Here is a 20,420-nt window from a genome sequence, read left to right on the forward strand (position 1 = left end):
CCGTTTTCCTTTCCGCCTTGTTTACTGTTCTTTGGTATTATCCATTTCTTCCTTCAACAACTCATTATCATACATCTTGAAGAACGGATAATAAATGAGCATGGACAACAGAATCAACAGCACATTGAGCACTGCCGCTCTCCAATCTGCACCACATGCCAGATACGCACCAATCGGCCCTGGCAGTGTCCAAGGTGCAATCGTTGACGCACAGTTTACCAGATGCATCGATGTGGCAATCCAAGCAATTGTGGTACACAGCAGCGGTGTTACAATGAACGGAATCAACAACATGGGGTTGAGCACAATCGGTGCACCAAAAATCATGGGTTCATTGATGTTGAAAACAGATGGAACAATGGTTGTACGACCTAAAGTCTTGCCGTATTTAGATTTTGCAAATACACAGAATAGAATTGCCAAACCAAGCGTTGCACCCGAACCGCCGATATGCACAAACCACTGCAAGAACGGCTCTACGCCAATATGTGTGGGCTGCTGACCTGCAGCAACAGCTGCCGTATTCTGGTCGAGCAAAATCAGCCAGAGTGGACGTGCCAAAGAGCTTACAATCGAATCGCCGTGAATACCAAAAGACCAGAAAAACATGATGAGAAAAACAATCAACAAGGTAGACGGCAAGGTGTCTGTGGCGTTGACCAGGGGCTTAATCACGATACCAATCAGTGTATGTACGTTAATGCCCATCCACATGGTAATTGCAGACAAACCCAGCATGATAATTGCAATTGGTGTCAGTGTTTCAAACGAGCGTGCAACCGCTGGCGGAACCGCAGCAGGCATGGTAATTTTAAATCCCTTGGTCTGGGTAAAACGATAAATCTCAACACCCAAGAATGCAGATAAGATACCGATAAACATGCCAGCTGAACCAAGATTCTCTGCCGGGATGACATATCCTGAAGGAAGCGCCTGTAAAAATGTATTCAGCTCTTCGTTTTTTTCTGCCAAGGCAGAGATGGCTTCGGTCACGTCCGGAATGGAGACCGGCACAATGGTCAACAAGAAGGTCAGCTCAGCCAAAATAGCGCCGCTCAGTCCATCTAAATTATATGACCTTGCCAATGAATATCCAATGCCAAATACCGCATACAAAGTCATAATATACATGGACATACGGTACGGCAGTAAGATGGCAACCGCATGTTCTTTTAAAAACTGCGTCAACGCCCAGTCTTGCGGCAACTGATTATAAGAAAATGCAACGACCATCAACAAGGAACTAACGATAATCAGCGGCAATGTCGCAATAATACCATCACGAATTGCTCTTAGATGCCTTTGGTTGGACAGTTTTTCCAGAGGACCCGCCAGTTTTCCTTCAATCAATTCTGAAATCTTTTTAAACATCTCCATCACCCTTCCAAATTTTATTATTTATAATTGGAAAACCAAAATCACAAAAAATGCCGCTATGCCGAAAAATGCAGCCACCAGCCAGAAGTTTCTGCAAAATCCCTTTTTTCGCTCAATAAAAAACTGAGAATATGCTACACTCCAGCCGCATACCAAACCGGTAATCAACGCATTCGGCAATCTAAAATCCATGCCGATGAACGGAAACAACTGTGTACATACTAGCAAAGAAACCAAGGTCGCCCCAAATATCAACAGGGCACTGCGAAAACCAAATACAGGGATATTATAATCGGTCTCTCCAAACAGGCTCTTATATTCCTTTGTCTCGTCATTCTTTACAACATATTTCTTCATCGACCGTTTCCTCACTCAAGAAAATGATTTCATTGTTTGGCTGATATTTCCATTATGCTGTTTGAGTGCAGCCAAACATTCCTGTTCACTTTTCCCTGTTAATCCCTTTAAAATTGCAATCTTAACGTCATAATGACTATCTTCTAAAAGGCTTTGTGCGGTGTGTGTATCGACATTAATTGCCTTTGTCACAATATTGACCGCTCTTGCTTTCAGTTTTTGGTTTGTCGGCTGCACATCTACCATTAAGTTTCCATAGACCTTACCAATCTTTATCATGGTTGCTGTTGAAAGCATATTCAATATCATTTTTTGAGCCGTACCCGCTTTCATACGTGTAGAACCTGTAATCACTTCTGGCCCCACAATCGCTTCAATCGGGATATCGGCATGTTTAGATATTTCTCCATTTGTCACACAGCAGATAGATACTGTCTGACAACCGACTGTATGTGCATAATCCAAACCGCCAATCACATATGGGGTTCGACCAGAAGCTGCCAAACCACAAACCACATCGTCTTTTGTCAATCCGATATCTTTCAAATCTTTTGCTGCCAGTTCTTTGGAATCCTCTGCGCCCTCAACTGCAAATGTCAGTGCATCCCGTCCCCCTGCAATCAATCCTTGTACCAAAGTCGGTTCCACTCCATAGGTTGGTGGACACTCCGATGCATCCAAAACCCCCAACCGTCCTGAAGTTCCTGCACCAATGTAAATCAAGCGTCCACTGTGCATTATCTGAGAATAAATGCAGTCTACCGCTTGTGCGATTTGAGGAATAATTCTTTCAATCGCAATAGCAACCTTTTGGTCCTCGCGATTGATGGTGCGCAGCATATCCTCAGTTTTCATCTGGTCAATGTGTAGTGATTCCGCGTTTATTTGTTCGGTGTCAAGTTGTGTTAAATTCAAACCGTTTTCCTCCTTTCGTTTTTGGTCTGTTGCATTGCTAGCAATCTAATAACCACCTTTCCCTCTGTTCGCGCTTTTCGTCAGAAAAATCTGTCTGGCTCATGTTGAGCTGACACACACCCTCTAAATCAATCACTGCAAGAAAGGGGAATGCAGTGTAATGGTGTGCTGAGAAGATATTCCTCTGTTTTTCTACCATTCGCTTTCCAAATTTATGCTCTAATCATAGATGAGTTCCACTTTTGCGTCAATATATCCGCCTTCTTCTGAAACAAAGTTTCAGAAGTTGATTCATTTTCTTCATTTAAAGACAAAACGATGAAATTTTTCAAAGACTCACGCTTTTTCATGTACTTTTCACATCCCGCTACGCAAAGGGCTTGAACTTTTGTCTCACACTCGTATAATTGAATTATAAGAACCTATTTCGACATGAAGTGTGGTATTCAAACTATATATCACAACGTTAGGAAGGAGGCTGACTCTTAGATTTTATGAAAAGTGCCCTGATTAAATTGCGTGACAGCGCGGTTGCTTTCAGCGAAGCAGAATGCTCTGTCGCTCGTTATGTCACCGACCATCCAGAAGAAGTTGTCGAAATGAGTGTGCAGCAACTGGCAACTCGCACATTTTCTTCTCCTGCAACTGTAATCAGAATGTGTCGACGCTCTGGATTTGAAGGATATAAAGAACTAAGACGTGATATCCGCATGGAATTAGAACTGCGGCGCCAACGCAAGGAAGATACTCACCACGCCATTGACCAATACAAGGATTTAGAAGAAATTGTGCGCACGGTTACTGACCGCAGCATTTGTGCGCTGGAAGCCTCTAGCGCATTAATTCAGATTGATACTCTACAAAAATGCGTAGACCTGATGACCACCTGCCGCCGTATTCTATTATTCGGCATGGGTGCTTCGCTGTGTGTCGCCAAAGATGCGTATTTAAAATTCTTACGTATTGACAAAATGTGTGTCATCAATGATGATTTCCACTCCCAGCTCTTACAGGCACGCAACGCCGGAAAAAATGACCTAGGCATTGTCCTGTCCTATTCAGGTGAGACTGTTGAAGTTATCGAATGTCTGCGCGTTCTGCATGATAAAGGGGTGCCCAGCATCGCAATCACACGAAACGCTCCGTCCACCGTTGCGCAGCTGGCCACACATATCCTATATGTTTCCGCCAATGAATCCACTTTTCGAGACGGCGCCATGTCCTCGCGTATTTCACAGAGCAACGCCATTGATATTTTATACACGGCCTTTGCCAATAGCGCATTTGAACATTGGGTTGACCAGATTGATAAAACACACATTGACAAACCCCATTTGCAACGTCCAGATTTACACCACACATTACCCACAGAAAAATAACCATAGTTTTTTACAAAATCAAAACCACTAGTAAACTAGTGGTTTGCTCAGACCCCAGAGGGGTCAGTACTTGCTGACCCCTGAAAGGGGTACTGAAAGTTTATCATCGCATCACTACTACAGGTAGCCACTAAAAGCGGCTGTTTTCTTTTGCCTGCTTCCTCTTACTACCCGTAAACAGTTCCATATACTTCCTTGAGCGAGATTTGGTCATTTACCAAATCTTCTTCCAACTGGTTCTGGATATACGCCTGGATCATCTTCACATGCTTTCCTACCGTATCCACAAAGTATCCTATACACCAGAAATGTGACGGGGGTGCGGATATCTCGACAAAACACGGAATCGTTCACTGCCGCATGCCTGCAGGATCCGCAAAATCTGTTCTACCGGTCAAATCCTGTATTTTGAGCGCTATCTTCCACTTCTTGAAGTGGATTTTGTCCGTGCAAACAGTTGGACCGTGATTCCATTCCCATTTAAATACCTGCGTGAGTGGATGGCGCAGCAGAACTAAAGCCAGTTAACACAATGTTCTTCTCTGTTCGCATGATATCTGGCACGCAAACAAACAACTTGGCAAGGCGCATCCTTTTCAAATACACATGTTGCACAAAAGCTTAAATCGGCTTTTATGTCGAACCAGCAAGCATAAGTAAACACAGCAAAGAGGCACGGATTTCCCCGTGCCTCTTTTTTTATCTATAGTGCTTTTTGCGTCAGCTTTTTTAATGTCGTTTTAGCCAGCTGGGAAGATAAAATCCTGACACCAGCCGCAGCATCGGATACGCCAAACATAACGCCGCAGTACAGAATCAGTTGTCCACGCACAATCTCATCATCGATTTGTCCATCTTTCCACAGATCCTGCGCACCATACAAATACGCAACCTACATCATTTAGAAACCACAAAGCTTCGACTGTATCGCAAGACTACTGCGTTTTCCGCGATGCAACTCACATCACACTGCATTTCACTATAACACATTTTTCTATTTCAGGAAATATTTTATTGTTCCGGTTTATCCCTCATAATCCGCTGCATTCCATACGAACCAAAACACCTGACAGACCGTCGGGTGTTTTTGATTTGCACCATTTTTATGCCGACATCGCCACGCGAAATTTGTAAGCCCTGTCATGGGGTTGTGATTTTGCAGCAAAAGTTCTTGACTGCACGCAACATGCAGTTTTACGGTGAGGAGGTAATGAAAGCGGAAAAGACATTGCGTGAAGTTTGCGCGGCACTCGGCATCTCCCGAAGGACGATACAGGGCTATGAAAAAACCGGTCTTGTTGCACCTTCCAGCAAAAACAAATACGGCTATTTACTCTATGACCAAACAGCTCAAAAGCGGATACAAACCATTCACTTCTATCAGCAGCTGGGATTCTCTATTAAGGAGATCCAAATAATCGCAGACGCTTCGAGCGAGATCCAAAAAACGGCGCTTGTCAATCGGATTGCCGCGCTCGAAGCGGAACAAATACAACTGCGGCACCTAATCCAACAAGCCAAGCAGTACATCGCTGCTCTTTAAGTAAATCCATTCTCTAGGCCAAATCACACCCCACCCATTTCATTCAAGGAGGAAACAAAATGAAAAAAACTCTTGTACTTACGTTGACCTTATGCCTTGCCTGTATGCTTGCCGCCTGTGGAGCGACTTCCAGCCAGCCTGCAGCAACCGTTTCCAACGGTGACACAGACGGTCAGCAAACGGAACAACCCAGCATCGGCGACAGCGCTTTCTCCGCCTGCGAAGACCTGACAAGCATCACCTTGCAGGACTGCAATATCCAGCTTGGTGAGTATGCGTTTTTCGGCTGCGGCAAAGATGCCGAAGTGGTTTTCACAAACTGCACCGGAACCGTGGACAAGTATGCGTTTCAGTACAGCGATCTTGTCAGCCTGTCCATCGACCAATGCGACTTGACAATTGGGGAAAGCGCATTTTCCTCCTGCGAAGCGCTGACCGCCATCATCTTCCAAAACAGCACACTCACAGCCGGTGAGTACGCGTTTTTCGGTGTGGGGGACAAGGCCATGGTACAGGCGGATAACTGCGCGCTGACACTCGACAACTGGGCATTCCAGTATTCTTCCCTCAGCGAACTGATGATCACCGGCGACAAAGCAGAATTGGGCGATGCCGCATTCGGCAGCTGCGAAGATCTAACAACCGTCTCTATAGACTGCCCTGTCGTTACCTTGGGCGAATACGCATTTTCCGGCTGCGACGCTCTGACCACCGTTTCGATCTGCGACAATGACAAGAAAGATAACACCATCACCATCGACGATTATGCGTTCCAGTATAACGACAAACTCACCTCAGTCACGGTGGGCAGCGGCACGGTGGAAACCGGCGAATACCTTTTTTCTGGCTGTCCAGACGGCCTGAGCGTTTCCATCGCGGGAAAAGACTATATGACCTTGGCATAAGATAACCCCGAAATTAATGTCTTCCAGAATACTGTGCCATTACTTCGTTTCGTGTGGGATCGTGATTTTATCCACTGTGATCCTGCCGTCCGCGACTTCTGCCAGCATCATGGTAATCTCCTGATGAAAGCGCCGCGGACCGCACGAACCGGGATTCAGCCACAGTATGCCATCTTGTTCCTGCTGCACATACTTATGCGAGTGGCCGAATACCACCACATCCACACCAGAAAGGTCTTTCAGCACTTCCTTTTTGTTGTGCACCATAAAAAAGGTCACACCGCCCAGCGTGACGGTCAGATCATGTGGGATGTCCTCTGCCCACTCCTTATCGTTGTTGCCGCGGACAATGTACAGCGGCGCGTACTGCTGCAGTTCCTCCACAATACTCTGCTTGTTAATGTCACCGCCGTGCAGAATGGCATCGACGGTTTTCAGATGCTCTGCCACTTCTGGCCGCAACAGGCCGTGCGTGTCAGATAGAATAGCGATTTTCATATTGCTTGCTCCTCACAGCGCGTTATATGCGCTTCAAAATCCTCGCCGCCGATGTCCGCATCATCGTAATAGAGGTGGCACCCACCTCAATTGCGGGACGTTTGTATTCCCCGGTAGAACGCATGGGCTTTGTCCAGATCACACGCATTGGGATGCCCCTTGGCGATACCACCCACCAGTTTCCACGGCCCAAAGGTATCATAGCCTCTACAGCCGAATGTGCCGAGCACCGGGCAGCCCTTCTCCCCCGCGATCGCCGTCAGCGTCCTAAAGCCGTTTCCCTTGGCCGCGCCATAGGTGCAAACGAAAAACACCGGTTTACCCTGCGGCAGGTATTGCCACGCGAATTCAATCACGCCCTCATGAAACTTGCCAAAATACACGCCGGAGGCAAAGCCAACGCAGTCGTACTCCGCAAGTTGCACAGTTTCGCAATCCGTCACGTCGATCAGATCGATATCTCCCTCTTCCGCCATGGCCTGCAATACCTTTAACGTATTGCCATGATGACGGGAGTAGTAACAGATCGCAGTTTTCATCGTGTGCCCTCTCTCAACCGTTGCTTTTCCTCCTGCTTCTGTATCACCGCCGCAATGATCTCCGCCGCAAGGCGTGAGCCTTCTTCGTTTGGATGGACACCGTCGGCTGCATAAAGATTCTGCGCATCGGTCAGTTCGCAAAACCGCCGTCCGACCTCCGCGAGCAACGCATGATTGTTCTCTGCCGCTTTGCGGTAGGCATCGGCAAGCCTGCGTGCCATTACGTCATAGTCCCAGCCCTTGGCGGCAAGAGCGGTGCTGCCTTGCTGGTAACCCCAAGTGGCATAGAGCACAGGCATCGCTCCATTTGCCCGAATCAGCACACACAGCCGCTCCACGCTGGACAAAACCGTTCCGGCGAGGAAACCGGCCCGTGGCTCATCTCCTGCAGCACGACATAGTCCCAATGCTCCCGCGCGAGCACCGTCTGCGTCTGCGCGCCCAACTTGGTTTTGGGATTAAGCTGCTTAGCCAACCGCGCGCCGCCGCGCGTGTGGTGGACGACCTCCGCGCCGGTCAACCCAGCCAGCATTTGTGGCATATCAATTGCAAAGGTCAGGCTGTTGCCCAGCATCAGTATACGCATCGTGATACCCTCCGTAACGCAGAAAACACTTATTTCAACATATCATAATACCGGCACTTCTCCAAAAAATCTTCAAACTGGACATAATCCATACCAAAAATCTCGGACGGAACACAATTGGAGTTCATGTTTTTTCAACTTTTCCAAGAGGGCAATACCGCCATATACCGCATCGCCACCAGCGGCAGTATGCCATGTAAAATTTGTTCAGGATATGTGCTGCGAAATCCAGTCAACATATTTGTTGCGCTTCATAATACCGAGCTTATATTTACCGCTGTCTTTCATTGTGATTAAAATGCCAAAGGGAAAGCATGGCGGCGTCATACAGGTTTCAACCGACTGAATGTCTTTCATCTCAATCTCCCAGCTGACACTGGCCGTCCCGATCAGACCGGAAGCCAGAAAAACAATGCGTTGATCGGTAAAGTATGCTTTTCCGGATACTTGGCGTCCGGTCACTTGCCGTGGGGTTTTCCAGCTATCCGCCGTTACCTTTTCGGCAAACACTGTTTCGTTTACACGTGTTTCAAATACTGCCTTTGCCATGATTGTTGCCTCCGTAATCTTATGAATTTATTTTTTGAACCACTTGACCTATGGCCCGAAAACTTGTCTCAAGGCAGCAGACCAATCCCAAACAATACCTGCGGCTATATCGCACCTGCACATTTGGCTCACTTGTCGCCGGTGTTAAAGTCGGCTTCTGAAATGACCTTGCACCACTCGGCGGGTAAAGGAAACCATTCCCCCAGCGCAGATGTTCGACAACAAGCTGTTCCTTGTTCTGGAGAATAATAGCACTCAATTTCGTATTGGAGGAACGGATACTCTTTGTGGTGCATAATTAAGGAGCAGCCCCTCCAGTTTCCACCATTTTCGATATCAACCGCCTGTTGGGTAGCGCTGTGATAGATCTCCATAAAGGCAGCAATCATCTCAGGGTCATCCACTTGGAAAAGGGGTTCCTCATCATACACAAACGAAATGGAAGATACTATTTCCGCACTCGGTGCATCTAATATCACGCCTTCCTGCCTCCAAAGGCGGTAGTCTGTGCCGCCGAAATAAAAGTGGGCAGGATATGTATAGAGAAAGATACGCTCCTTGTCGCCCACTACCTCATAGATATTTAATTCGGGCTTTTTATCGGCATCCTCACCGCAGACCCCAATCTGTTGTCCATTTTCTTCCGATACGGTTGTCCAACAATATCGACTACCGCTGTAGTGTTTATATGCCTCCTCATCCTCACGAGGATAGCTTCGCTCGTATTGAATGCCATCCATGTAGAGAACTTGGGAATTATACTCACCCTCCATTAGATAAAACGGAACATCCTCCCCAGACTGGCATCCGGTCAGCGAAACAACTGCCAGCACCAACAGGGGCACCAGAAAAGCCCGGTAGATTTTTTCCCTGCTCATGTTACCAGCCTCTTTTCCCTCAATCCCAAAATCACACAACACACCGGGTAGCTGCTCGCTCTGCTGCTCCATCAACAGCCCTCAGAGCCTGTGGCATGAAACATCTGTTTGGAGTTACTTTAAGGAATAAAAATCCAATTCAAGTATAGCAAAATCTGTTATTAAAAACAAGAAAGCATTGCATCTGCTCGGCGGTATCAACGAATATTGCTTCCTTGACATAGAAAAAACGCCCGGACAGCACAAATCTATTCGGGCGCAAGAAATACGATATTTAACTACATTATGATATTTTTTGCACTAGCTGCAGACGAGGCTGTTCGGCTGTCAGGCTTTTTGATGGCGGCTCAAACATCTGAATTTGTCGGCGGCTAGGAAAGTGCATAGCGGCTCCCTCAGGGGCCGCCAATCATAGCATTACTTCTTGAAAGACAAAACAAATGGCGGCCTTGAAATGGTACTTTCAAAACCGCCGTTCATTTTGTAATGGCTTGATTAAAGTGCAACAGACTTCGACTGCCGAACCAACGTTTTTTATTTACCGTCTCGCTGGCAGCTTGGCACTCTCTACGCATAGACATCTATGTATTTTCCGGCATCTATTGCCTTGGAGGAAGATTCCTGCGCTTTTTGCGCATCATTGGATTCTGTTTTTTGTACTTTCTCATTTTCTTGTTTTCTGAGCTGTTGAATTTGCTTTTCAATTTCTTCAATTTGTTTTTTTAGCTTTTCTTTTTGCTCTTCATCTTTACGCTGAATGGCTTTCTGCTTTTCGGTTTCCAGCTTTTGCAGTTTCTGCTCCAAGGACTGAATTTTAGAATCGACACCAGAACCTTGCTGTGGCGCTGAATTACTGGATGAATAATTGGGGTAAACCGAAGAAATATTCATAAAATCGCCTCCCAGCTTGAGCATAACGATTCTTGATATAGGAATCAATAGCTTTGTCTTGAACTGTTATCTACTGGTAATGAAATGTTCAGTAATACATTCAGAGAAAATTTCTTGTCATGCGTCTCTATTAGCATTGCACCGTGATATTTTTCTGCCACTGACTTAATATTAGAAAGTCCGATTCCCATGTGGGGCAAACTATTTTCAGAGCAGGTATTGTAAAATTCCAGCAGATAAAAATCTCCCTGCTGTTTCCCGGTAATGCGGGTGGATTTTGTTCCCGCAATGGACCGACAGGCTTTTAACGCGTTATCTAAAGCATTCGCAAATATGATACACAAATCCAAATCATCAATCCTACATACTTTTGGAAGAAGCAGGGACACCTCTGCTTTGATTCCGTTTGCTTTCGCCAATTCCAGTTTTTCGCTCAGCAAAATATCCACTACAGGGTTTCCCGTCTGGTAAGAAAACGATAAAGATGTTGATATTACTTCGAGTTTTTTTTAATAGTCTCGGCTTTCTGAAATCTGCCCGTTGCGTAGCAGCCCATCGAGCAGCAACAAATGGTTTTTAATATCATGGCGAAATGCCTTCGTCTGCTCATAACGCATCTGAGCTTCCGAGATATATACCTTTTGTGCCTGGGCTGCTTGTGTCAGGGAAGCCAGCGCAGACTGCGCTTGAAATCCAGAACAGATCCGCTGGTATGCATACAAAGTGCAAAGCAGTGCTGCCAGCCCCAACCCTTGTATGAATAATAGCCCAACATGTTTTCCCGCCTCAGTCAGAGAAAGTGTAGAAGATACCTGACTGTATGACATGTGGAGAAGGTATACCTCTGCCAGAAAGAAAAACAGCCCTGGAAGCAGTAAGAGACCAATGTATGGTGTTTGGTCGTTTTCTTTCAACGGCAGTAAACTTAACACGGCAGCATAACAACAGATGCAGATCACAAAAGCAGCTACCGTTGCAAAAGCAAGGAGCAGATACAACAGAGGCATCCCAACAAAATGTGGAAATATGATGCTCTCTATGGAGTTTATCAGCCCAAATGACAACTGGGAGATATAAATTGCAATCGTTGCCGACAGAAAAGATACGGAGTATTTGCTTCTCAATGCAACATGACTTATGCCAGATAACACAAGCAACTGCATACCAATTGCTACCGTGTTAATGATTGTGCTTTGGGCAGCAGCAAATCCCAAAACAAAAAGAACACCAGAATATAACACAAAGCACCATATTCTATATTTCTTCCCCAAAAGTCGACTCATAAAAATAAGCTGTATCGCACTTTGCGCAATCAGGCAAAGGCTTTCAAACAGCACACTAAAATAATCCATATCAATATCCTTTTTCTTTCATATATCGCAGAAGTGCTTTCGTCAATTCGCGTTCCCGTAATCTTGAAACTGGAATGACGCTGCCATCTGATAAAGAAACTTGCCCGGAATGACTGCCTCTAACTTGGTCAAGATTGACTAGGTAACTCCTGTGACATCTGAAAAACCGTCCGTCAACCTGTCGCTCAAAATCATTCAGTTTCTCATAATAGTCAACGATTTTTCCATCCTCCTGATGAATATACACTTTTCTCCCCTGCACTTCACAATATAAAATCTGAGAGAGCGGAATCACCTCACAGGAAGTTCCCTTTAAGATGATGATCCGCTTTGAGGTATGTTGTTCCAATGTTCTCATGGCTCGATCCATCATTTTTTTGAAATGCAAATCGTCTATCGGTTTGACCAAATAATCGTATGCTTGCACTTCAAAAGCGTCAAATACATATTCTTTTAGAACCGTTATAAAAACCACAAGACAGTGTACGTTTCGTTGTCTCAACAGTTTCGCCGTTTCCATCCCATTGGGCTGTTCCATCTGAATGTCAAGAAATATCACATCAAAATCACATGAACTTTCCAACAAGGAACGACCATTTGAAAAATTGCTGATATGGTAAGCTGCATCCTGTTTCTCTTGCATGTATGTTGAAATAAATTCGCAAATTTTTTGGGCCATGGACGGCTCATCATCACAAACTGCAAATTTTATCATTTATTATCACCACACTTATCTTATTAGCATATCAAATGTAGAGTAAAACAACAATGCTGTAGTCATTAAATGCTATAAATTCGTAATGAAATGTTTTCTAAGCAGGATTTTCGTTTGGGTTCAGTTATAAAACAATTCTGTGCGGCTTCTGCTTTGAAAACTGGCTGACGGTAGTAAAAATGCTTTTTTCATGTCCTCGGCCCGGATAGCGGCTTTTTCGGCCTCCATTTCACCTTGTGCTTGGCGTTGTACCGTTCTTCCCATTTCTTCTGTTTGCCTTGCGGCGCAAGTAGTTCTGATGAAGCCTGTCCTTTCGTTCCTCCTTCTTCCGAAGTTCTTCCTGTTCCTCCAGAGTTAAGGGAACCGGCTGCAAAGCTGGCGGGATATAGCGGCCCATAAAATGGCACTCCCATTGATACGGTGTTGTGTGGGGCAGAGCATCCCACACGGGACTTTTGAATAGTTGGAACAGGTATATTGAGAAATGCGCTTGCCGTTGTTGGTACGGTGGACGTACATCTTGCCCCCCGCAGTTTGCACAGTAGCGCAAGCCGGTCAGGGGAGCTGCTTCGCCCCAGACATTCGGATAACGCCGCATGAGGATTCCTGATACTCCGTCATCAGTGAAATGCCGAGGATTGGGCAGGTTATTCCGACGAAGAAACTCCTCTAACATCTGCTTTTGATGGCTTACGGAGTTGCATCCATCTGTAACTCATCACCGCGGTTCAGGCACTTGTACAGGGGGGTGATTTTCTCGTTTCTCATGGCTGTACCTCCGAAATGAAAATGCTCTAAGTGACTGCTTCATTAACCATTACAAAAGCCATGATTAAGGAGTCACTTAGAGCATACATCTCCGGCGGCGATTCATCCTTTTTCGTCCTCAGTGCGATCCAGCAACGAGATCACCCGCAGTTCTGTCTCCGGCTCACTGATATACATTTCCTCGCACTCCTGCTGCGCTTCGATCAGCGTGTTGATTGCCTGTTCAGTCGCGCGTAACAGCGTCAGATACATCTTTTTTTATAATCCGGCATAAAATCACCTCAAAGCTCATAATAGCCTAAAACAGGTTAAAAGCAAATAACCTGTTTTAGGTTATGGCATACTCACCTTGAGGTGAATGCCATGAACAGATTGCGAGACTTGCGAGAAGATGCAGACTTGAATCAGACACAGGTTGCCAAATTTCTGGGAATGTCACAAACCGGATATTCCAAATATGAGACCGGAGAAAATGATATTCCTACACAGGTTTTGATTAAGCTGGCTGGGTTTTATAAAACCACTACGGATTACATTCTGGGGATCAGCGATCGTCGAGACCCAATTTAACAGGAAAGCGGCATGGAAAATCCATGCCGCTTTCCCGTTACTCCGCCCTTAACCGACACACCCCAACCCGTGCTTTTGTCGGCAGCATGCCCCGTACTCGCAGCACCGGCTGTTGAAAATCCCACGCTATGATACGCACCAGCGCTTTCGGGTCAGGCTCCCCCGCCAGATACTCCAGCAGCTCCATCCATTGCCCATGGAGCAAAGATTGCGTGATGCCTGTCAGGCTGGCGAAATCTCGCTGGAGCGCTTTGAGAAATGGCTGAAACAATGAAGGAAACAGAAACCCGTTTTCTGTTTTCAAATACAAGGAGAGGAGCGTGCAACATATGGGTACGCGGAATTCCCACGGTACCTCTGGCGGCGGCAATATTCGACAGCGACCTGACGAGCGCTGGGAAGGCCACTACACAGCAGGTATCAATCCGGGTACCGGAAAGCAAATCCCAAAATCCATCTATGGCAAAACACAAAAGGAGGCGCGAGAGCGTTTACGCAAAATCACATCTGAGATCGACGAGGGCAGCTATCTGGAGCCGTCCAAACGCCGTGTGGGCAAGTGGCTGGATATCTGGCTGAACGAGTACACTAAGAACGTCAAGCCGTACACCAAGTATTCCTATCGGGTGACCATCAAGAACCACTTAAAGCCTGCTTTCGGCTATGTCCGTCTGGCCGAACTGAACACCGTTATGGTACAGGCGTTTCTTAACAATCTGGTGCGCAGCAAGGCGGAGGACGGCAAGGGGCTGTCCCCAAAAACCGCGATCAACATTCACGGTGTATTTCACCGCGCGCTCAAGCAGGCCGTCAACAACGGCCTAATCCGCAGCAACCCCACCGATGCCTGTATCCGTCCACGCGGTGAACGAAAGCCGATCCGTCCGCTGGAGGACGAGGAGGTCAGCGCATTTCTACGCGCGATTGAAGGACATCGCTTTGCGTCACTCTATCTGGTCGACCTATTCACCGGAATGCGGCAGGGCGAAATTCTGGGGCTGACTTGAGACTGCGTGGACTTCCGGCGCGGCACGATTTTTCTATACCGCCAGCTGCAGCAGCGGCAGACCAAGGGCGACTTTGGATATTACTTGACATCCCTCAAAAACGGTAAGTCGCGTACCATCACGCCTTCTTCTACCGTTATGCGAGTATTGCAGGCACAGCGAAAAGCGCAGAACGATATGCGCTTGCGTGCCGGTGCCGCTTGGCACAACGACGAAGAACTGGTATTTACCGACGAACTCGGTCGCCCGCTCAGTCGGCGCACCGTATACAAAAACTTCAAGCAGATCGCAAACCAGCTTGATCTTCCTAATCTTCGCTTTCACGATTTACGGCATACATTTGCCACCATCTCTTTTCAGTCCGGCGATGATCCCAAGACCGTACAGGAGAATCTCGGGCATCATTCGGCTGCCTTTACACTGAATGTTTACGGTCATGTGACCGACCGCATGAAGCGCGAAAGCGCCGAGCGCATGGAACGCTTCATCCACTCCACCATCGCCCGATAAGGGTAAAAGTAAGGGTCAAACCACGATACCGAAAATGCCAATTCGAAAATACGTTCTGAAAATGACTTAAGATATAAAAAATACGGTATTAAACCAAAGTTTAATACCGTATTTCTGGCGGAGAGTCAGGGATTTGAAGACGATAAACCGCTTTATATTGCGTCTTTTGTCTTCAAAACATCCCATTATTTCTTTTTTATCCGTTTTAACATCTCATTTTGTACATACTGTTCCAATCGTTCTTTTATGTATTTTTGTAATTGCAGTACAATTGCAGCACGGACAGATAAAATTATCTTTCTAAAAAATGCTATTTACTGATCGACATCAATAAACTTTCCAACTTCCCCATCAAATAATCAGCTGGTTCTTCGCCGTTTTCTTTTTTGTCCAACATTTTAACCAGATCATCATCCGTAATATCAAGAATCAATTTCCCTGACTCTTTCAAATAACCTTCAGCTGCCATTTTAGCGTTTTTTGAAAATCCTTTTCTGGAAATAATAATAGCCACATTTCGTAACGCAGCATTAAACAAATACTTTTCTGTAACAAAAATCAAATTTTGCTGTAACAAAGTCGAGTAATTTTTAAACTCAAATACTACAAAACGAGTATTATAATGCTGTATAAGTAGCTTCCAAAAGGCACTTGTTCCTTTTAAAGAACATATGGCATCCATTCGAAACAAATTATCTTTTGTTTTGTGTTGTGGGAGACAAAGTGAAAATTCCTCACCAAACAAATAACGAATTATTTTCTCACAAATGCTCTCATAAACTTGCGCACTGTTCTTTCCTTCCTTACATCTCATCAATTGACTTTTGAAATCAGGCAAAATAGATTCATCTATATCATTATTTATATTGTTATTATCAAGCTTCCATCCATAAGGTGGAACCGCAACAATATCACTAATCGCAAAATAAGCTAAACCTGCCAACTCATCATAAAGATCCCGAGATTTTTTTACATAGTAAAGAATATTAGAAATATCCCAAATAACAACAGATTCATTGTCAAATATTTCTTTTTTATATTCTTCTGAAACCTCACCAAATACAAGAATTAAACTAACTGCATGATGATCGTCGATATGCTTTTGCATATTCTTTACAGCTTTATCTAACACTTGCCGAGGAATCCAACGATTTCGGTAGATTTTATATTCAACAAATAGTCTTGTCTGACCAACCTTACCTATAAAATTCACATCATCAGATTGTCCATTATTCAATTCTACATTGCTGAACTGCTGTAAAAAACGCATGCAAAAGCCTTCTACAGCTTTTGCATACTGCTTTTCATTTTCTGGCTTTCGCTCTCCATCTTCAATCGCTTGACCTATAGTATAACTAAATACGCAATGAGCATCTTTAAACCATCCTTGTTTGATCTCAGATGCAGAAGTAAACCCAATCAAAATTGAATCTGAGAACAGTTTTCCTAAAGAAATATTAGTAGCCTCTTGTGCCTCAAAACAGATTACATATTTATAGTATTCTGCAAATTTTACGTGAGACTGCTTTACAAAAGATGCGTAGGTAGCTACTATAATAGAAGCATTATCATTATGCAAAAATGGTAACAAATCATTATTCTCATGAAGCATAAATTCAACTTGAGCTTTATTTTGCTGATTGGTTACCAAAACCAATACCTTGTCGGAATTCATACTCTGAAAAACTCTTTGTGCAATTCCTATTAAAACAGCAGTTTTTCCTGTTCCTATAGCCATTCTTATCAAAATAGGGTTTTGCGCTCTTTTGATACCATCCATTGCTGCATCGATGGCTTCTTGCAGATAATTTTTAGATTTTTTACTCATCTCAACACCTCCGATGGTTCAACAAATTTCTCAAAATATCCCGCCTACCAAACCTTTAATTTATCTCTCGTTACTATCGTTTCCAGACAGAAAAGGAGCAGACTTTTCATCTTAAACAAAAAACATTATAAATACTATAACGCCCATCTACCAAACTGGTAGATGGGCGTTTCTTATGCCTCACTACTGTCCAGTCCCTCAAAAAACGAGTCATAGCTGCAATGATAGATCTTTCGCAGCTCGATTAGCACGCTGGCACGGATATTCAATTCACCAGCCTCATATTTCGCATAAGTGGTTCTGCCAATGTCACAGCCACGGCGTTGCAGTTCTGCGCAAAGTTTTTCTTGCGACAAACCACTGTCATTTCTCAAGCGACGCAGGTTGTCACCCATATTTCGGTCACGCCGAATCTTCTGTTCCACTCGCCTCACCTCGCACACGATTGACCAGTATTGGTTGCAAGCACCATTATCGTATGCTATACTAAAGTCAAATATTGACCGTGATACTGGTCAACTTGTGTTTCCTAAAGCAAAAATTTTTAGGGAACAAAGATAACGCCTTAATATAAAAAACCTTTTGTTTCGAGAGGAAGCAAAAATGATTGTCGCCATCATAGGTTCAAGAGGATTGCAGATTACCAATTTAGAAAAATATCTGCCAAGTGGAGTGACTGAAATCGTTTCCGGTGGTGCCAAAGGAATCGATCAATGTGCCCGAGAATACGCACTGTCGCATGGAATTAAGCTGACGGAATTTTTGCCTAAATATGAAAAGTACGGCAGAGCAGCTCCACTAAAACGTAATATCACAATTATTGAATACGCAGATCTGGTTCTTGCATTTTGGGATGGTGCTTCCCATGGTACCAAATTTGTCATTGATCGCTGCAAACGCTTTAATGTTCCAATACGAGTATTCATTTCCACTAAACACATTTAATTTTGTTTTGTCGTAATGTTGGTATATCAGTTCGTCTTGGAAAGGAGAATTCGTATGAGTAATGCGGACAACTTTGAAAAGCACAAAGAAGAGGGCGTACCAATGAAGATAATACGATTTAATGAAAAAATGGAGGTTATAGAGGAAATCAGTTACCATATGGGAAAATTTCAAGTGACAGAAGCCCAGTTAGATGAGTTAGCAAGCGCTTTATGGCCTTCGTTGAAAAAGTTTTACGAAGATCCGGAAAACTGCCGCCAATTCGAGGAATATATGAAACAAAAGGAATCCAGTCAAAACACACGTTAACAACAAAAATAGCCCAAACAATGGGGACATAAGATGTTCCCATTGTTTGGGCTAAACCACTATTTACACTTTACAAAAAAGACATAAAATACAATTTTTTCGTCTTTTTGTATTGCGAACATTTGTTCTATCTGGTATAATAGAAATATAAGAAAATACGGCAGCACAAGGGAGTTGGCGCTCCCCTGTGCCTGCATAGGTGGTAGCAGCACCTACACAACGGATTTCATCCGCACCGTATCCCAAGTATACCCTTTTTCGCTGGATCGCGCAAGAGGGTCATTTGGCATTGCTTCTCTAATGGGATACATTCTTTTACATTCTCCGTACTGTGTAGGCTTACACCTACACAGTATTTTTTGTTTTTCATGCAATTCAATGAAAACAAAGGAGGATTTTCTATGTATTCCACTCCCGCAATCGTATCTGATCCTCAGCGAGCTAATCCAGCTCCTATGGAATATCGCAAGAACATTTTTAGAAATTATAGTTATCCCCTCCACCCTACCAAAAAGCAAGCCGCGCTTCTTCGGGAACGCATGCGTCAGAGAGACGATTTCTTTAACAAATGTGCCAAGGTTGCAACCAGTGGTGCGCTTTTAGGCAGGCCAATTAGCGAAATTGAAAATCAAATCAACACACTCCCCTGTCATTATGCCGCCCTATCCAACCCGGCCTTTTGTCGTGCATTAAAAGGCGTTCGTACAAATATGATTAAACTGCTGCACAAACTACAGACCGGAACAATTAACTGGATTTCCCCTCGAAGCAACACCCATCTTCGAAAGAGTCTGACTTTTCTCTCTGCGAAAACCAGTGAGCAGTATACCGATCTGCCAACGATTGGAGCAATTCATACAACATTTTATCGTCCTCTGCCCGCTAATTATCGGCTCTGTTATGTAACTGTGGTTGAGGATTGTTATGGTGCATCTTTTCATATCACATTTACGATCTTATACCCCTGTTTTTTTCCAGCCGCTCAACCTGTTTTATTTAAAAACGCTATTGGTCTTGACTATAAACAGGATGGCGGATATATCACCAGCACAGGCGAAAGTGGAAATTTTGTTCACTTTCGTGAAAAAGCTGAACCGAAACTGCGTCGTCACTATCAAGCGGCGTCTCGGCACCATCGTGGCAGTAGACGTTGGAAAAAGCACATGCAACGTGCAGCAAAATGCGAAAAGCATATTGTCAACCAGCGCAAACATATGCACAATATTTTAGCAAACCGATTAGCTCGCCAATATGACGCCATTTTCGTCGAAAACCTTGATTTGGCATCGATGAAGCGCGACTATCCACAACTTGCAAAGAAGATTAACGAAAATGCATATTCGTCGTTTTTGCGCAAACTCGAACATACTTGCTGCGTTCGCGGAAAGTCATTTATCAAAGTAGATCACTGGTATCCATCCTCGCAAACTTGTGCCTGTTGTGGTAAGCATATCGGTAAATTGCCACTTGAAAAGCGAACTGTTATATGTCCGTTTTGCGGCACACAGATTGATCGTGATCACAATGCGGCTATCAACATTCTCAAAGAAGGGTTTGATTATTACCAAAAGCGTACTCTTCAGCAAAGTAATTACGCCAGCTAATCTATTGCATTCCGTTTCATCCACTATCCGGAAACTTATTTCGCTATACTATTTTTTCAGATATCACTTGTTGCAGTAATTCTATATAAAAAGCACTAATGCAAGCAGAAACCGTCTCCGTTCGCCAAGACGGCTCAACAGTCCGTGGTATGAGCAACACGTTGACATGGCGATAACGAATGAATCTCATTGCTCATTGCAGGATTTCACTGTTCCCGGCGCCCCCGTATGAACAGGTCTTGCTTAAAATTCAGAGCCCCCACATCGATATGTGGGGGCTTTTTGCATCAAAACTACAATAATAACCGTATTAAAGCGTCTCATCGTAAAACCCGTAGTAAGCGCCTCATCTTTCTCTATGGTTTTTCTATCTAACATTATCTCTCCATTGATGA

The 20,420-nt window shown here is 44.6% G+C and carries 26 protein-coding genes and 2 pseudogenes; 9 read left to right on the forward strand and 19 right to left on the reverse strand.

Translation table 11 applies throughout. The features are described from left to right. Nucleotides 1–21: 21 nt before the first annotated feature. The 3 genes from ACESSO_RS04135 to murQ are packed head-to-tail and all read right to left on the reverse strand — an operon-like array spanning nt 22 to nt 2,649. Complete coding sequence (locus ACESSO_RS04135) at nt 22–1,371, reverse strand: PTS sugar transporter subunit IIC (protein WP_373163781.1); 1,350 nt, start codon at nt 1,369–1,371, stop codon at nt 22–24. Nucleotides 1,372–1,398: 27 nt separating this feature from the next. Next, a complete protein-coding gene (locus ACESSO_RS04140) occupies nt 1,399–1,734 on the reverse strand; it encodes a hypothetical protein (protein ID WP_373163782.1) in 336 nt (111 codons plus the stop codon). A gap of 15 nt (nt 1,735–1,749) precedes the next feature. Then, nucleotides 1,750–2,649: an N-acetylmuramic acid 6-phosphate etherase gene (gene murQ, locus ACESSO_RS04145; protein ID WP_373163783.1), complete on the reverse strand. Its 900-nt coding sequence runs from the start codon at nt 2,647–2,649 to the stop codon at nt 1,750–1,752. A gap of 494 nt (nt 2,650–3,143) precedes the next feature. On the opposite strand from murQ, the gene ACESSO_RS04150 reads away from it, so the two are divergent. Continuing rightward, the gene (locus ACESSO_RS04150; protein WP_373163784.1) at nt 3,144–4,028 is read left to right on the forward strand and encodes a MurR/RpiR family transcriptional regulator; all 885 of its coding nucleotides are present in this window, start codon (nt 3,144–3,146) and stop codon (nt 4,026–4,028) included. Nucleotides 4,029–4,158: 130 nt separating this feature from the next. Here the strand turns inward: ACESSO_RS04150 and ACESSO_RS04155 are convergent. After that, a pseudogene (locus ACESSO_RS04155) lies at nt 4,159–4,339 on the reverse strand (IS200/IS605 family transposase); the annotation flags it as partial. Nucleotides 4,340–5,184: 845 nt separating this feature from the next. Between ACESSO_RS04155 and ACESSO_RS04160 the strand changes: the two are divergent. Together ACESSO_RS04160 and ACESSO_RS04165 are read left to right on the forward strand one after the other, a co-directional pair. Beyond that, on the forward strand, nt 5,185–5,571 hold the full coding sequence (locus ACESSO_RS04160) for a MerR family transcriptional regulator (RefSeq protein WP_373163785.1): 387 nt from the start codon (nt 5,185–5,187) through the stop codon (nt 5,569–5,571). Nucleotides 5,572–5,630: 59 nt separating this feature from the next. After that, nucleotides 5,631–6,476, forward strand: coding sequence for a leucine-rich repeat domain-containing protein (locus ACESSO_RS04165; protein WP_373163786.1), 846 nt, complete (start codon nt 5,631–5,633; stop codon nt 6,474–6,476). Between the two features lie 39 nt (nt 6,477–6,515). Here ACESSO_RS04165 and ACESSO_RS04170 read toward each other — a convergent pair whose 3' ends face one another. From ACESSO_RS04170 to ACESSO_RS04225, 12 genes and pseudogenes are all read right to left on the reverse strand, one after another. After that, a complete protein-coding gene (locus ACESSO_RS04170; protein ID WP_373163787.1) occupies nt 6,516–6,974 on the reverse strand; it encodes a metallophosphoesterase family protein in 459 nt (152 codons plus the stop codon). A gap of 86 nt (nt 6,975–7,060) precedes the next feature. After that, nucleotides 7,061–7,513: a flavodoxin family protein gene (locus tag ACESSO_RS04175; protein ID WP_373163788.1), complete on the reverse strand. Its 453-nt coding sequence runs from the start codon at nt 7,511–7,513 to the stop codon at nt 7,061–7,063. After that, nucleotides 7,510–7,860: an SGNH/GDSL hydrolase family protein gene (locus tag ACESSO_RS04180; protein WP_373163789.1), complete on the reverse strand. Its 351-nt coding sequence runs from the start codon at nt 7,858–7,860 to the stop codon at nt 7,510–7,512. Before ACESSO_RS04180 ends, ACESSO_RS04175 begins: the two co-directional genes overlap by 4 nt. After that, nucleotides 7,830–8,099: a hypothetical protein gene (locus ACESSO_RS04185; RefSeq protein ID WP_373163790.1), complete on the reverse strand. Its 270-nt coding sequence runs from the start codon at nt 8,097–8,099 to the stop codon at nt 7,830–7,832. Before ACESSO_RS04185 ends, ACESSO_RS04180 begins: the two co-directional genes overlap by 31 nt. Nucleotides 8,100–8,306: 207 nt before the next feature. Further along, nucleotides 8,307–8,648: a hypothetical protein gene (locus tag ACESSO_RS04190; protein WP_373163791.1), complete on the reverse strand. Its 342-nt coding sequence runs from the start codon at nt 8,646–8,648 to the stop codon at nt 8,307–8,309. Between the two features lie 128 nt (nt 8,649–8,776). After that, nucleotides 8,777–9,598 (reverse strand): hypothetical protein, encoded by an 822-nt coding sequence (locus tag ACESSO_RS04195; RefSeq protein WP_373163793.1) that lies wholly within the window; start codon nt 9,596–9,598, stop codon nt 8,777–8,779. A 495-nt stretch (nt 9,599–10,093) separates the two neighbouring features. After that, nucleotides 10,094–10,417 carry a hypothetical protein gene (locus tag ACESSO_RS04200; RefSeq protein WP_373163794.1) on the reverse strand — a complete coding sequence of 108 codons (324 nt, stop codon included), beginning with the start codon at nt 10,415–10,417 and terminating at the stop codon, nt 10,094–10,096. 44 nt (nt 10,418–10,461) lie between these two features. After that, nucleotides 10,462–10,866: an ATP-binding protein gene (locus ACESSO_RS04205; protein ID WP_373163795.1), complete on the reverse strand. Its 405-nt coding sequence runs from the start codon at nt 10,864–10,866 to the stop codon at nt 10,462–10,464. A 60-nt stretch (nt 10,867–10,926) separates the two neighbouring features. Further along, nucleotides 10,927–11,769, reverse strand: coding sequence for a hypothetical protein (locus tag ACESSO_RS04210; RefSeq protein ID WP_373163796.1), 843 nt, complete (start codon nt 11,767–11,769; stop codon nt 10,927–10,929). A gap of 1 nt (nt 11,770) precedes the next feature. Further along, nucleotides 11,771–12,484: a LytR/AlgR family response regulator transcription factor gene (locus ACESSO_RS04215; protein ID WP_373163797.1), complete on the reverse strand. Its 714-nt coding sequence runs from the start codon at nt 12,482–12,484 to the stop codon at nt 11,771–11,773. 124 nt (nt 12,485–12,608) lie between these two features. Then, nucleotides 12,609–13,082, reverse strand: a pseudogene (locus ACESSO_RS04220) (zinc ribbon domain-containing protein); the annotation flags it as partial. 272 nt (nt 13,083–13,354) lie between these two features. After that, nucleotides 13,355–13,504: a hypothetical protein gene (locus ACESSO_RS04225; protein ID WP_373163798.1), complete on the reverse strand. Its 150-nt coding sequence runs from the start codon at nt 13,502–13,504 to the stop codon at nt 13,355–13,357. Between the two features lie 111 nt (nt 13,505–13,615). Here ACESSO_RS04225 and ACESSO_RS04230 point away from each other — a divergent pair, with 111 nt between their 5' ends. Then, nucleotides 13,616–13,822 (forward strand): helix-turn-helix domain-containing protein, encoded by a 207-nt coding sequence (locus ACESSO_RS04230; RefSeq protein WP_300186478.1) that lies wholly within the window; start codon nt 13,616–13,618, stop codon nt 13,820–13,822. Between the two features lie 37 nt (nt 13,823–13,859). On the opposite strand, the gene ACESSO_RS04235 is transcribed toward ACESSO_RS04230, so the two are convergent. Then, nucleotides 13,860–14,093 carry a hypothetical protein gene (locus ACESSO_RS04235; protein WP_373163799.1) on the reverse strand — a complete coding sequence of 78 codons (234 nt, stop codon included), beginning with the start codon at nt 14,091–14,093 and terminating at the stop codon, nt 13,860–13,862. 58 nt (nt 14,094–14,151) lie between these two features. Here ACESSO_RS04235 and ACESSO_RS04240 point away from each other — a divergent pair, with 58 nt between their 5' ends. Together ACESSO_RS04240 and ACESSO_RS04245 are read left to right on the forward strand one after the other, a co-directional pair. Next, entirely contained in the window at nt 14,152–14,829 is a 678-nt protein-coding gene (locus ACESSO_RS04240) for a tyrosine-type recombinase/integrase (protein WP_373163800.1), read from the forward strand. Between the two features lie 6 nt (nt 14,830–14,835). Beyond that, on the forward strand, nt 14,836–15,339 hold the full coding sequence (locus ACESSO_RS04245) for a tyrosine-type recombinase/integrase (RefSeq protein WP_373163801.1): 504 nt from the start codon (nt 14,836–14,838) through the stop codon (nt 15,337–15,339). Between the two features lie 310 nt (nt 15,340–15,649). Here the strand turns inward: ACESSO_RS04245 and ACESSO_RS04250 are convergent, their stop codons facing one another. Both ACESSO_RS04250 and ACESSO_RS04255 read right to left on the reverse strand, forming a co-directional pair. Next, nucleotides 15,650–17,167: a DEAD/DEAH box helicase family protein gene (locus ACESSO_RS04250; protein WP_373163802.1), complete on the reverse strand. Its 1,518-nt coding sequence runs from the start codon at nt 17,165–17,167 to the stop codon at nt 15,650–15,652. 173 nt (nt 17,168–17,340) lie between these two features. Then, on the reverse strand, nt 17,341–17,592 hold the full coding sequence (locus tag ACESSO_RS04255) for a helix-turn-helix domain-containing protein (protein WP_373163803.1): 252 nt from the start codon (nt 17,590–17,592) through the stop codon (nt 17,341–17,343). Between the two features lie 178 nt (nt 17,593–17,770). Between ACESSO_RS04255 and ACESSO_RS04260 the strand changes: the two genes are divergently transcribed. From ACESSO_RS04260 to ACESSO_RS04270, 3 genes are all read left to right on the forward strand, one after another. After that, nucleotides 17,771–18,112, forward strand: a complete 342-nt coding sequence (locus tag ACESSO_RS04260; RefSeq protein WP_373163804.1) for a hypothetical protein — start codon at nt 17,771–17,773, stop codon at nt 18,110–18,112. 54 nt (nt 18,113–18,166) lie between these two features. Further along, nucleotides 18,167–18,421 carry a hypothetical protein gene (locus tag ACESSO_RS04265; RefSeq protein ID WP_373163805.1) on the forward strand — a complete coding sequence of 85 codons (255 nt, stop codon included), beginning with the start codon at nt 18,167–18,169 and terminating at the stop codon, nt 18,419–18,421. Nucleotides 18,422–18,822: 401 nt separating this feature from the next. Then, nucleotides 18,823–20,025, forward strand: a complete 1,203-nt coding sequence (locus ACESSO_RS04270; protein ID WP_373163806.1) for an RNA-guided endonuclease InsQ/TnpB family protein — start codon at nt 18,823–18,825, stop codon at nt 20,023–20,025. Nucleotides 20,026–20,420: the final 395 nt, after the last annotated feature.

It is taken from the genome of Agathobaculum sp. Marseille-P7918 (assembly GCF_964248325.1).
In the GTDB taxonomy this organism is placed as follows: Bacteria; Bacillota; Clostridia; order Oscillospirales; family Butyricicoccaceae; genus Agathobaculum.

Bases quoted from the DNA above. Each gene is read 5' to 3' on its own strand.
- ACESSO_RS04135 (WP_373163781.1), bottom strand. From the start codon at position 1,371: ATGTTTAAAAAGATTTCAGAATTGATTGAAGGAAAACTGGCGGGTCCT.
- ACESSO_RS04140 (WP_373163782.1), bottom strand. From the start codon at position 1,734: ATGAAGAAATATGTTGTAAAGAATGACGAGACAAAGGAATATAAGAGC.
- ACESSO_RS04150 (WP_373163784.1), top strand. From the start codon at position 3,144: ATGAAAAGTGCCCTGATTAAATTGCGTGACAGCGCGGTTGCTTTCAGC.
- ACESSO_RS04165 (WP_373163786.1), top strand. From the start codon at position 5,631: ATGAAAAAAACTCTTGTACTTACGTTGACCTTATGCCTTGCCTGTATG.
- ACESSO_RS04170 (WP_373163787.1), bottom strand. From the start codon at position 6,974: ATGAAAATCGCTATTCTATCTGACACGCACGGCCTGTTGCGGCCAGAA.
- ACESSO_RS04175 (WP_373163788.1), bottom strand. From the start codon at position 7,513: ATGAAAACTGCGATCTGTTACTACTCCCGTCATCATGGCAATACGTTA.
- ACESSO_RS04185 (WP_373163790.1), bottom strand. From the start codon at position 8,099: ATGCGTATACTGATGCTGGGCAACAGCCTGACCTTTGCAATTGATATG.
- ACESSO_RS04190 (WP_373163791.1), bottom strand. From the start codon at position 8,648: ATGGCAAAGGCAGTATTTGAAACACGTGTAAACGAAACAGTGTTTGCC.
- ACESSO_RS04195 (WP_373163793.1), bottom strand. From the start codon at position 9,598: ATGGAGCAGCAGAGCGAGCAGCTACCCGGTGTGTTGTGTGATTTTGGG.
- ACESSO_RS04200 (WP_373163794.1), bottom strand. From the start codon at position 10,417: ATGAATATTTCTTCGGTTTACCCCAATTATTCATCCAGTAATTCAGCG.
- ACESSO_RS04210 (WP_373163796.1), bottom strand. From the start codon at position 11,769: ATGGATTATTTTAGTGTGCTGTTTGAAAGCCTTTGCCTGATTGCGCAA.
- ACESSO_RS04215 (WP_373163797.1), bottom strand. From the start codon at position 12,484: ATGATAAAATTTGCAGTTTGTGATGATGAGCCGTCCATGGCCCAAAAA.
- ACESSO_RS04225 (WP_373163798.1), bottom strand. From the start codon at position 13,504: ATGTATCTGACGCTGTTACGCGCGACTGAACAGGCAATCAACACGCTG.
- ACESSO_RS04230 (WP_300186478.1), top strand. From the start codon at position 13,616: ATGAACAGATTGCGAGACTTGCGAGAAGATGCAGACTTGAATCAGACA.
- ACESSO_RS04240 (WP_373163800.1), top strand. From the start codon at position 14,152: ATGGGTACGCGGAATTCCCACGGTACCTCTGGCGGCGGCAATATTCGA.
- ACESSO_RS04250 (WP_373163802.1), bottom strand. From the start codon at position 17,167: ATGAGTAAAAAATCTAAAAATTATCTGCAAGAAGCCATCGATGCAGCA.
- ACESSO_RS04260 (WP_373163804.1), top strand. From the start codon at position 17,771: ATGATTGTCGCCATCATAGGTTCAAGAGGATTGCAGATTACCAATTTA.
- ACESSO_RS04265 (WP_373163805.1), top strand. From the start codon at position 18,167: ATGAGTAATGCGGACAACTTTGAAAAGCACAAAGAAGAGGGCGTACCA.
- ACESSO_RS04270 (WP_373163806.1), top strand. From the start codon at position 18,823: ATGTATTCCACTCCCGCAATCGTATCTGATCCTCAGCGAGCTAATCCA.